The organism is Kitasatospora xanthocidica (assembly GCF_014656195.1).
GTDB lineage: Bacteria > Actinomycetota > Actinomycetes > Streptomycetales > Streptomycetaceae > Kitasatospora > Kitasatospora xanthocidica.
Map to the genome: position 1 here is coordinate 240467 of NZ_BNBY01000004.1, position 10524 is coordinate 250990.

The following is a 10524-nucleotide window of genomic DNA, read 5'->3' on the forward strand; positions in this document are numbered from 1 at the left end:
TCGGGGGCCTTCGTCGGGTGCGGGGGACGGGGGTGCGGCGGGGCCGGTGAGATCGGGTGGGGCCGGTGGGATCAGGTGGCGCCGGTCGGATCGGGTGGGGCCGGTGGGGGCCGGCGGGTCAGCCCGCCAGCCAGCCGTCCGCCGAGAGCCGGGTGCGGGGCCGCCACAGCAGCCACCCGGCGAGCACCAGGAACCCGGTGTCGCGCAGGATCTCCTGCAGGTACTTCGTCTGGGACTCGTCGACGTGCCCGCCGCCGCCGAAGCAGCCGCAGTCGATCGAGATGCCGCGGGCCCAGGCGGAGGCGATCCCGGCGACGAAGACGAGCAGCAGCAGCGCGGAGACCCCGGCGACCAGCCGGACGCCGAGGCCGATCACCAGCAGCAGCGCGAGCGCCAGCTCCAGGAACGGCAGGCCGTAGCCGATCGGCTTGACCAGGCTCTCGGGCAGGATCTCGTAGGCGCGGACGGCCTGGGCGGCCTCCGCCGGGTCGGCGACCTTGGCCAGCCCGGCCCAGCCCCAGACCACCGCGAGGGCGAGCCGTACGACCGTGCCGACCCACTCGCTCCACACCGGCACCGGCCGCCGCGCCGACGGCGTGGGCGCCGGCCCACCGGGCTGCGCTGCCGGGCCGGCCATCAGGGAACCCCCCTCGGGAAACTCGTTCACTTCCTGATGAACCGTAAGGGATGAAGGGCGGTTCCTCCGTCTTCACGAATTAAGCCGGAAGAGTGACGTTACGCCCGAATCGACCGAACACCCGTCCGTCAGTGGCAGCCCGGCATCCGCCCCGGATCGAACAGGTCCGGGTACCCGTGCCCCGCCCGCTCGGCGGCGTCCCAGCGGGCCGCCTCGGCGCAGGCGACCGCCTCCCGCTCCGCCCGCTCGGCACCCCGCTTCGCCAGTGCCTGCCCCACTTCCGCATGGGCGACGACGGCGGCGGCGAGCGCCAGCGCGGCGGCCGCGGCCCTCAGCAGAACGGCCCTGTGGAGACCCCGCACCGGCTCACCCCTTCGTTCGCTCCGCGACCCGCGCACTTCGTTCGTGCACTCGTCCCTCCACTCAACGCCGGTCAACCCCGGCTGATGCGTGTCGCCGCCGCTGTTCACTCGTTCGGGGCTGCCCCGAAGTCGACGCGCCGCCCGGGCCCCGGAAACCGACGGCCGACGGCGGACGGCCGGGCGAGGAAGCGCCGACGGCCCGCCACTCCGCGAGGAGTGACGGGCCGCCGGAAGGAGGGGGAACCGGTCTCAGCGCCGGCGGACCCCCTCCGCCAGCTCCCCGGCCAGCGCACGCACGGCGTCCAGCGCCGCCGCCTCGTCCTCGCCCGCCTCCAGGATCCGCTTCACGAACGCCGACCCGACGATCACGCCGTCCGCGAAGCGGGCGACCTCCGCCGCCTGCGTCGCGTCGGAGACGCCGAGCCCGACGCAGACCGGCAGGTCCGTGGTGGCGCGGGTGCGGGCGACCAGGTCCTCGGCCAGCGAACCGACCGCCGAGCGGGTGCCGGTGACGCCCATCACCGCGGCCGCGTACACGAAGCCGCTGCCCGCCGCGGTGACCTCGGCCAGCCGCGCGTCCTTGCTGCTGGGGGCGACCACGAACACGGTGTCCAGCCCGTGCTCGCCCGCCGCCTTGCGCCACTCCTCGGACTCCTCCACCGGCAGGTCCGGCAGGATGCAGCCGGCCCCGCCCGCGGCCGCCAGGTCGGCGGCGAAGCGCGCCACGCCGTAGCGGTCGACCGGGTTCCAGTACGTCATCACCAGCACCGCCGCACCGGGGTGCGCGGAGGAGACCTCCTGGACGGTGCGCAGCACGTCCTTGATCCGCACGCCGCCGCGCAGCGCGATGTCGTCGGCGGTCTGGATGACGGCGCCGTCCAGCACCGGGTCGGAGTGCGGCAGGCCGACCTCGACCACGTCGCAACCGCCCTCGATCAGGGCGTTGACCGCCCGGATGCCGCCGTCGACGGTCGGGAAGCCGGCCGGCAGGTAGCCGATCAGCGCGGCGCGGTCCTCCGCCTTGGCGGCCGCCAGGACACCGCTGAGCTTCGAAGCAGCCATGGTCACTTACCCCCGTCGGCGGAACCGTTGGCGGAGCCGGCGCCCGGCTCGTCGTACAGGCCGAAGTACTCGGCCGCGGTGTGCATGTCCTTGTCGCCGCGCCCGGAGAGGGAGACCAGGATGGTGGCCTCCGGCCCGAGCTCGCGGCCGAGTTCCAGGGCCCCGGCCAGCGCGTGGGCGCTCTCGATCGCCGGGATGATGCCCTCGGTGCGGGACAGCAGCCGCAGCGCCTGCATCGCGGCGTCGTCGGTGACCGGACGGTACTCGGCCCGCCCGGTGTCCTTCAGCCAGGCGTGCTCCGGGCCGACGCCCGGGTAGTCGAGGCCGGCCGAGATCGAGTGCGACTCGATGGTCTGGCCGTCCTCGTCCTGCAGGACGTAGGTGCGGGAGCCGTGCAGCACGCCCGGGTCGCCCTTGGTGAGGGTGGCCGCGTGGCGGGGGGTCTCGGCGCCCTCGCCGGCCGCCTCGCAGCCGATCAGCCGGACGCCGGCGTCCGGGATGAACTCGTGGAAGATGCCCATCGCGTTGGAGCCGCCGCCCACGCAGGCGACGACCGCGTCGGGCAGCCGGCCCGTCCGGTCGAGCACCTGCTGCCGCGCCTCGACGCCGATGATCCGGTGGAAGTCGCGGACCATCATCGGGAACGGGTGCGGCCCGGCGACGGTGCCGAACAGGTAGTGGGTGGAGTCCACGTTGGCGACCCAGTCGCGGAACGCCTCGTTGATGGCGTCCTTCAGGGTCCGGCTGCCGGACTTGACGGCGATCACCTCGGCGCCGAGCATCCGCATCCGGGCGACGTTCAGCGCCTGGCGCTGGGTGTCGACCTCGCCCATGTAGATGGTGCAGTCGAAGCCGAACAGCGCGCAGGCGGTGGCGGTGGCCACGCCGTGCTGGCCGGCGCCGGTCTCGGCGATGATCCGGGTCTTGCCCATCCGCCGGGTCAGCAGGGCCTGGCCCAGCACGTTGTTGATCTTGTGCGAGCCGGTGTGGTTGAGGTCCTCGCGCTTGAGCAGGACGCGTGCCCCGCCCGCCTCGGCGGAGAAGCGGTGCACGTCTGTCAGCGGGCTCGGGCGCCCGGTGTAGTCCTTCAGCAGCGCGTCGAGCTCGGCGGCGAAGGCCGGGTCGGCCTTCGCCTTCTCGTACTCCTCGGCGACCTGCTCGACCGCGGCGACCAGCGCCTCGGGGATGAAGCGGCCGCCGTACGCGCCGAAGTATCCGCGCGCGTCCGGCACCTGGGCACCGGGCAGGTAGTCCTTCTCGGACATGTGGTTTCCCTTGGGGAGTGGGACGACAGTGACGTCTGGTCGGCCGACTCCAGCGGATCCGCCTCCGGCTGGTCCGCTGGTTCAGCCGTGCGTCACGCGCCATCGCCGTCCCGGCACCTGCCCGGGCTCGCAGCCGATCACGTACCGCACCCGACGCCCCAGCGCCCGGCGTGCGGGAGCGCGGCAGCCGCGCGGGCGGCAACCGGGGGCGAGTCGGGCGGCGATCTTCATCGGGCGGGTCAGTCCTTGTGCCGGACGGCGGGGTGGGCCCCGGCGGCGACCAGGTCGGCGACCGCGGCGCGCGGGTCCTTGCCGGTCACCAGGGACTCGCCGACCAGCACCGCGTCGGCGCCGAGGTTGGCGTAGTTGATCACGTCCAGCGGGCCGCGCACCCCGGACTCGGCGATCTTCACGATGCCGTCCGGAATGGCGTGGACCACGTTGCCGAAGGTGTTGCGGTCCACCTCGAGGGTCTTCAGGTTGCGGGCGTTGACGCCGATGATCCGGGCGCCGGCGTCCACCGCGCGCTTGATCTCCTCCTCGTCGTGCACCTCGACCAGCGGGGTGAGGCCGATCGACCCGGCGCGCTCGATCAGCGACTCCAGGGCCGGCTGGTCGAGGGCCGCGACGATCAGCAGCGCGAGGTCGGCACCGTGCGCGCGGGCCTCCCACAGCTGGTACGAGGTGACGATGAAGTCCTTGCGCAGCAGCGGGGTGTCCACCGCGGCGCGGACGGCGTCCAGGTCGGCCAGCGACCCGCCGAAGCGGCGCTGCTCCGTCAGCACGCTGATCGCGGCGGCACCGCCGGCCGCGTAGTCGCGCGCCAGGGCGGCCGGGTCGGCGATCGAGGCCAGCGCGCCCTTGGAGGGGCTGGAGCGCTTCACCTCGCAGATCACCCGGACCCCGTCGCCCTTGAGGGCGGCGACGCCGTCCTTGGCCTCCGGGACCTTGGCGGCCCGCTCCTTCAGCTCGTCCAGGGAGACCCGGGCCTGCCGCTCGGCGAGGTCCTCGCGGACCCCTTCGATGATCGAGTCGAGCACACTCACTCAGGAGCCCCCATCTTTGTCTGCCGCTTGGATCTGCCGGTCGGCCAGCGAGAGCCGGACGGGCGGCAGCCCGCCGACTCCTTCGATGGTATCGGCACCCGGGGGCGCGGGGCGCATCAGCCCGGCGCGCGTCTCGCGGACCGGACTCCCGCCCCATCCGTCCTCAACTGCGGTTTCACCGCTTCTCCACCCGGATCCGAGGTGTGCGCGCGATCAGACCGCCGGAGGCGCCAAACCCGCTCCGACCGGCGAGTTTCGCACCACGGTGAACACCACCACGAGCAGCACGATCAACGCCCAGCGGCGGCCCCCGACGGCGACCCGGGGCGTCGGCCCGCCGGTCAGCGCGGCCCAGGCCCAGCGCAGCCAGAGCACCCCCAGCACGCCGAACAGCAGCACGGCCACGGCGTTGTCGTGCAGGGCCCCGGTGAAGTCCCCGCGGGCCAGCGCGTGGACGCAGCGCAGGCCCCCGCAGCCGGGGCACCACCAGCCGGTGGCCGCCAGGAAGGGGCAGTCGGGGTAGTGCCCGGGGCTGTTGGGGTCCACCACCGCGACGTAGGCGGTCGGGACGGCCACCGCCGCCAGCGCGGCCAGCGGCGGGCCCAGCCGGCGCGTCACGGGCGGCGGGGCGGAGGCGGTGGGCGCGGCGTTCACGCCCCGATTCTGCCCGCGCCCGGGCCCGGGAACGACGAAACGGCGGGCGCGGCGCGCCCGCCGTTCGGTTGTGCGAAAGGCGGTCGTACGGAACCGGCCGGTACGAAACCAGTACGGAAGGCGTCCCGTACCGGGGACCGGACGTACGGAGGGCCGGTCGTCAGGCGGTGACGGCGGCGACGCGGGCCTCGCGGGCCGCGCTCTGCTCCTCGACCGACTTGTAGACGTTGGTGCTCGCCTGCTGGCCCATCCCGGCCATCGACATGGCCTTGCCGACCACGCCACCGGCCACGACGACCGCCAGGCCCGCCCACACGAGCAGCACCGACGGCAGGATCATCGCGACACCCGCGATGCCGAAGCCGACGAAGGAGATGACGACGCCGGTCCAGGCGGCGGGGGTGTGGCCGTGTGCTGCTGCTGCCATCTGAGTGGTGCTCCTTGGCTCTCGGGGCCCGGCCGGGCCTGCGGGGCCGCCGGCGGGTTGACGGGTTCCATTGTGCCGGGCCACACACCGGCTCCCCAAAGCGGGTGGCGGGTCTATCGCGTCACATGCGCGGTGGGCCTGCCCCGCAGGCTCAGACCGCGGTGGGCCGTCCCCGGGCGTCAGACCGCGGTGGGGTCCTCGCCGCGGTCCAGCGCCTTCCAGAGGTCGCCCGGCGTCTCGGACTTGGCCGGGGCCTTGCGGGTCGGCGCCTCGTAGCGGCTGCCCATGGCCGGCCAGCGGCGGCCGTAGCGCAGGGTGAGCAGTCCGGCGAGCGCCAGCAGCACCCCGCCGACCAGCGCGACCCAGGGCCAGCCGGAGTGCGCGACCTCGGTGGCCGCCGAGCCGGTCAGCGCGAGCTTGCGGGAGGCCTCGGCGTCCAGCGCGGCCGTGTCGCCCGCCCCGGCGGCCGAGGCGACGGCCACACCGATCCCGGCGAGCAGGGTCAGCGCGCCGACCGCGAGCCGGCCGGCGCCGCGCACCGCGAACACCGCCACGGCCGCGGCGAGGCCCACCAGGGCCAGCCCGCCGGGCACCTCGGAGATCCTGCCGCCGGTGACGGACACGCCCAGGGTGCCGGCCCGGCCCTCGGCCCAGGTCCGCCCGGCCGCGGTCAGCACCAGCACCGCGCTCAGCACGGTCAGCAGCAGCATCACGCCGAGGGTGCGGCGGCCGGAGGAGGCGGGGGCGGGGGTCTGGTCAGCGCTCACCCGTCCACTATCCCCCGGCCGACGCCTCAGTCCGTACCCGGGGTGGGGAACGGCGCGGTGGGCGGCGCGGGGAACGGCGTGGGGAAGGGGTCCGTCCGCAGCACCACCGTCCGCCCACCCAGCGGCAGGAACAGGTCGTTGCCGAACGGCACCCGCTCGGCCTCCCGGTACACCCCCGCGGCGGGGGAGGGCGCGGTGTGCACGGTGCAGACCGCGCCCGCCGGGTCGACCACCACGTACAGCGGCACGCCGCCCCGCGCGTACGCCCGCCCGGCCTCCGCCAGACCGGGCCGGGCCACCTCCAGCACCGCCTCGACCGCGGCCGCGCCGAACCGGCCGTCCGCCGCCCGCACCGCGCCCGGGGCGAGCACCGTCAGGTCCGGGGCGAGCACCGCGGCATCAGGGGTGAGCGCCGCGGCGTCCGGGGCGTGGCCGCCGGGCGCCGCCGGGAAGTCCAGCGCCACACCGGACAGCACCCGGCCGTGGCCCGCCGGCTGCTCGCCGAACTGCCCCGCCGCGCTCAGCACGACCCCCCAGCGCAGCTCGTCGTACGGCACCTCGGGCATCCCGGCCGCCTCCCTCACACCTCAGGACAGTTCCGGCCTCCGCAGCGTATTGGCGGTGGCGACGGCCCGCAGCACGGCGGCCGCCTTGTTGCGGCACTCGGTGTCCTCGCCGTGCGGGTCCGAGTCGGCGACCACGCCCGCGCCGGCCTGCACGTACGCGGTGCCGTCGCGCAGCACCGCGGTGCGGATCGCGATCGCGGTGTCGGAGTCCCCGGCGAAGTCCAGGTAGCCGACGCAGCCGCCGTACAGGCCACGGCGGGTGGGCTCCAGCTCCTCGATGATCCGCATCGCCCGCGGCTTGGGCGCGCCGGACAGGGTGCCGGCCGGGAAGCAGGCCGTCAGCACGTCGAAGGCGGTCCGCCCGGGGGCGACCCTGCCGGTGACGGTGGAGACGATGTGCATCACGTGGCTGTAGCGCTCGATCTGCATGAAGTCGACCACCTCGACGCTGCCCGGCTCGCAGACCCGCCCGAGGTCGTTGCGGCCGAGGTCCACCAGCATCAGGTGCTCGGCCCGCTCCTTGGGGTCGGCGAGCAGCTCGGCGGCGAGCGCCGCGTCCTCGTGCGGGGTCGCGCCGCGGTGCCGGGTGCCGGCGATCGGGTGCAGCATCGCGTCCCCGTCGGTGACCTTGACCAGCGCCTCCGGGCTGGAGCCGACCACGTCGAAGCCGCCCTCGGCGGTGCCGTCCGGCCCGGGGAAGCGGAACAGGTACATGTACGGGCTGGGGTTGGTGGTGCGCAGCACGCGGTAGACGTCCAGGGCGGAGGCCGGGCAGGGCGCCTCGAAACGCTGCGAGGGCACCACCTGGAACGCCTCGCCGGCCCGGATCCGCTCCTTGATCTCCTCCACCGCGGCCCGGTACGGCGCCCCGCCGAACGGCGAGCGCGCCTCGCCGGGGCCGGCCGGGGTGAAGGTCGCCAGGCCCGGGTCGACCGGCTTGAACAGGTCGGCCTCCATCGCGTCCAGGCGGCCCACCGCGTCCGCGTACGCCTCGTCCACGCCGCTGGCCAGGTCGTTGTGGTTGACGGCGTTGGCGATCAGCAGCACCGTGCCGTCCGCGTGGTCGAGGACCGCGAGGTCGGTGGCCAGCAGCATGGTCAGCTCGGGCAGCCGGAGGTCGTCCGGGTTGAGGTCGGGCAGCTTCTCCAGGCGACGGACGATGTCGTAGCCGAGGTAGCCGACAAGGCCGCCGGTGAGCGGGGGCAGGCCGTCGTCGGGGCGCCGCGGGGTGTGCAGCGCCTCCAGGGCGGCGCGCAGCACCTCCAGCGGGTCGCCCTCGGTGGGGATGCCGACCGGCGGGGTGCCCAGCCAGCGGGCGCCGCCGTCCGCGCCGACGGTGAGCGTGGCGGCGCCGCGCACGCCGACGAAGGAGTAGCGCGACCAGCTGCGGCCCTGCTCGGCGGACTCCAGCAGGAAGGTGCCGGGCCGCTCGTCGGCGAGGCTGCGGTAGAGGCCGATCGGGGTGAGGCCGTCCGCGAGGAGCCTGCGGGTGACCGGAATGACCCGGGTGTCGACGGCGAGCTTGCGGAAGGCTTCGAGGTCCATGCGGGGCGGCACCTTCTTGAGTTCTGTGAGTGGACGGGGATCAGGAGAGCGGGAGCACGTCGGCGTCGAAACAGGTGCGCTCACCCGTGTGGCAGGCCGCGCCGGTCTGGTCGACCTTGACCAGCAGGGTGTCGCCGTCACAGTCCAGGGCCACCGACTTGACCGCCTGGACGTGACCGGAGGTGTCGCCCTTCACCCAGTACTCGCGGCGGCTGCGGCTCCAGTAGGTGCAGCGGCCGGTGGTGAGCGTGCGGTGCAGGGCCTCGTCGTCCATCCAGCCGAGCATCAGCACCTCGCCGGTGTCGTACTGCTGCGCGATGGCCGGAATCAGGCCGTCCTCGGTGCGCTTGAGGCGGGCGGCGATCTCGGGGGCCAGGGCGGTGGTGCCGGGAGTGGCGGGTGTGGTGGACATGCGGCCCATTGTGTCAGCCCGGCCGCCCGGTCCCGGCGGATCCGCCCGAACCTCCGCTCCCGGACCGTCCGCCCGTACGGGGCGAGTTCGGCCAACCAGCTGCCGGGCGGGGCCCGCGTGGGCCATCCTCATGGCCATGACCTCCGAGCAGCCGCCCGCAGCCGCCGCCCGCCCCTCCCGCGGCCTGGTCCTCACCGTCGTCGCCGTACTGATCGTCCTGCTCGCGGTGGTGGCCACCGCCGTGCTCTGGCCGGACGACCGCAAGCCGGCCGCCGCGCCGCCCCCGCCCACCCCCACGGCCACCCCGACCCCCACGCCGACGCCCACCCCCACGCCGACCAAGCCGCAACCGCCGTACGCCTTCTTCCCGGTCGGCACCTGCTTCGACCACCCGCAACTGAGCCCCGTCATCACCCGGGCCGAGGAACGCCCCTGCACCGGCGAGCACGACGGCGAGGTCATCGCGAACCCGAAACTGGCCGACAACCTCACCGGCGAGATCCCGATCGCCCTCGCCATGCGGGACGGCTGCAAGGAGGCCGAAGCCGCCGCCAAGGCCCGGCAGGGCGACGGAAAGCCCTACTACGGGCGGCAGTTCGGCCCCGCCATGGTCAACTACCAGCAGGGCTGGCGCGACTACACCTGCACCCTCACCGGCAGCAACAAACAGGGCGGCCCCAAGCTCACCGGCCAGCTGCATCCCTAGGGCCCGTCTTCGAGCCCCCGCCTGCGGGCCGACGCCGGCGCACGCACCTCGCCGCGTTGTCGTCGGTCGCCGATGGCCCCCAGCCTTCGGCCGGGAGGTGCCCCCACCGCATGGACTCTCCCCCAGCCTTCGGCCGGGAGGTACCCCCATCCTCCGCCTTGCGATGCACGCACCCCAACGCCGCCCCGCCCGCCCTCCGGGCGGACGACGGGGGCTCGAAGACGAGCCCTAGGCTTGCGGCCATGTCGAACCACGCCCTCGCCGAACGCCACCGCCTCGCCCAACTCCTCACCGCCGCCGGGCCGGACGCCCCCACCCTGTGCGCCGGGTGGACGACCCGCGACCTCGCCGCCCACCTGGTGATCCGCGAGCGCCGCCCCGACGCCGCGGCCGGCATCCGGATTGCCGCCCTGGCCGCCCGGACCCAGCGGGTGCAGGACGACTACGCCGGGCGCCCGTACGAGGAACTGGTCCGACTCTTCCGGGCCGGGCCGCCGCTCTACTCCCCCTTCGCCCTGCCCGGCGCGGACGAGGCGGCGAACACCGTCGAGTACTTCGTCCACGCCGAGGACGTCCTGCGCGCCGCCGACGACTGGACCCCGCAGCCCGTCCCGCCCGGCCGCGCCGAGGCCCTGTGGCGCCGGCTGCCCATGATCGCCCGCTTCGAGGCCGGCCGCCGCTCCCCCGCCCGCCTCACCCTCACCCACCCCGACGGCCGCTCCCTCACCGTCGGCCCGGCCGACGCCCCCGCCGTCCACCTCACCGGCGAACCCGCCGAACTGATCCTCTTCACCTACGGCCGCGGCGCCCGCACCACCCTCACCGCCGACGGCGACCCGGACGCCCTCGAAGCCCTCCGCCACGTCCTCCCGCTGCCCAGCGAGCGATAGAGCGCCACTCCCCAGCGAACCAGAATCGCTCTGCCTATGTACGAGGACGCCTGCGCAAAAAAGCAGCAGGAGAAGCCAACTGACAGCGGCGCCCCCTTGGCAAGCCAAGGGGGCGCCGCATAAAACACTCCGGCCTCGCAAAACCCGCATGCCTTCCCATTTCCAGATATCTGATTCCGCCGTTT

14 protein-coding genes are annotated in these 10524 nt (G+C 74.6%); 2 read left to right on the forward strand and 12 right to left on the reverse strand.

What is annotated here, in order from left to right:
* Positions 1–118 precede the first annotated feature (118 nt).
* The 12 genes from IE332_RS09430 to hisI form a co-directional block, all read right to left on the reverse strand.
* Positions 119–637, reverse strand: a complete 519-nt coding sequence (locus IE332_RS09430; RefSeq protein WP_189914998.1) for a MauE/DoxX family redox-associated membrane protein — start codon at positions 635–637, stop codon at positions 119–121.
* A gap of 128 nt (positions 638–765) precedes the next feature.
* Positions 766–999 carry a hypothetical protein gene (locus IE332_RS09435; protein WP_189914999.1) on the reverse strand — a complete coding sequence of 78 codons (234 nt, stop codon included), beginning with the start codon at positions 997–999 and terminating at the stop codon, positions 766–768.
* A gap of 249 nt (positions 1000–1248) precedes the next feature.
* Positions 1249–2061 carry a tryptophan synthase subunit alpha gene (gene trpA / locus IE332_RS09440; RefSeq protein WP_189915000.1) on the reverse strand — a complete coding sequence of 271 codons (813 nt, stop codon included), beginning with the start codon at positions 2059–2061 and terminating at the stop codon, positions 1249–1251.
* Positions 2062–2063: 2 nt separating this feature from the next.
* Positions 2064–3326: a tryptophan synthase subunit beta gene (gene trpB / locus IE332_RS09445; RefSeq protein ID WP_189915001.1), complete on the reverse strand. Its 1263-nt coding sequence runs from the start codon at positions 3324–3326 to the stop codon at positions 2064–2066.
* Between the two features lie 81 nt (positions 3327–3407).
* Complete coding sequence (gene trpM, locus IE332_RS42345) at positions 3408–3557, reverse strand: tryptophan biosynthesis modulator TrpM (RefSeq protein ID WP_373313690.1); 150 nt, start codon at positions 3555–3557, stop codon at positions 3408–3410.
* Between the two features lie 8 nt (positions 3558–3565).
* Complete coding sequence (trpC, locus tag IE332_RS09450) at positions 3566–4372, reverse strand: indole-3-glycerol phosphate synthase TrpC (protein ID WP_189915002.1); 807 nt, start codon at positions 4370–4372, stop codon at positions 3566–3568.
* Between the two features lie 213 nt (positions 4373–4585).
* The gene (locus tag IE332_RS09455; protein WP_189915003.1) at positions 4586–5026 is read right to left on the reverse strand and encodes a DUF2752 domain-containing protein; all 441 of its coding nucleotides are present in this window, start codon (positions 5024–5026) and stop codon (positions 4586–4588) included.
* A gap of 160 nt (positions 5027–5186) precedes the next feature.
* The gene (locus tag IE332_RS09460; RefSeq protein ID WP_189915004.1) at positions 5187–5453 is read right to left on the reverse strand and encodes an HGxxPAAW family protein; all 267 of its coding nucleotides are present in this window, start codon (positions 5451–5453) and stop codon (positions 5187–5189) included.
* Between the two features lie 179 nt (positions 5454–5632).
* On the reverse strand, positions 5633–6220 hold the full coding sequence (locus tag IE332_RS09465) for a TIGR02234 family membrane protein (RefSeq protein ID WP_268256546.1): 588 nt from the start codon (positions 6218–6220) through the stop codon (positions 5633–5635).
* Between the two features lie 26 nt (positions 6221–6246).
* Complete coding sequence (locus IE332_RS09470; RefSeq protein ID WP_189915005.1) at positions 6247–6786, reverse strand: Uma2 family endonuclease; 540 nt, start codon at positions 6784–6786, stop codon at positions 6247–6249.
* A gap of 21 nt (positions 6787–6807) precedes the next feature.
* Positions 6808–8331 carry an anthranilate synthase component I gene (locus IE332_RS09475; RefSeq protein WP_189915006.1) on the reverse strand — a complete coding sequence of 508 codons (1524 nt, stop codon included), beginning with the start codon at positions 8329–8331 and terminating at the stop codon, positions 6808–6810.
* A 40-nt stretch (positions 8332–8371) separates the two neighbouring features.
* Entirely contained in the window at positions 8372–8743 is a 372-nt protein-coding gene (gene hisI / locus IE332_RS09480; RefSeq protein WP_189915007.1) for a phosphoribosyl-AMP cyclohydrolase, read from the reverse strand.
* Positions 8744–8879: 136 nt separating this feature from the next.
* On the opposite strand from hisI, the gene IE332_RS09485 reads away from it, so the two are divergent.
* Positions 8880–9449 carry a hypothetical protein gene (locus IE332_RS09485; RefSeq protein ID WP_189915008.1) on the forward strand — a complete coding sequence of 190 codons (570 nt, stop codon included), beginning with the start codon at positions 8880–8882 and terminating at the stop codon, positions 9447–9449.
* A 242-nt stretch (positions 9450–9691) separates the two neighbouring features.
* The gene (locus tag IE332_RS09490) at positions 9692–10339 is read left to right on the forward strand and encodes a TIGR03085 family metal-binding protein (RefSeq protein ID WP_189915009.1); all 648 of its coding nucleotides are present in this window, start codon (positions 9692–9694) and stop codon (positions 10337–10339) included.
* Positions 10340–10524 lie beyond the last annotated feature (185 nt).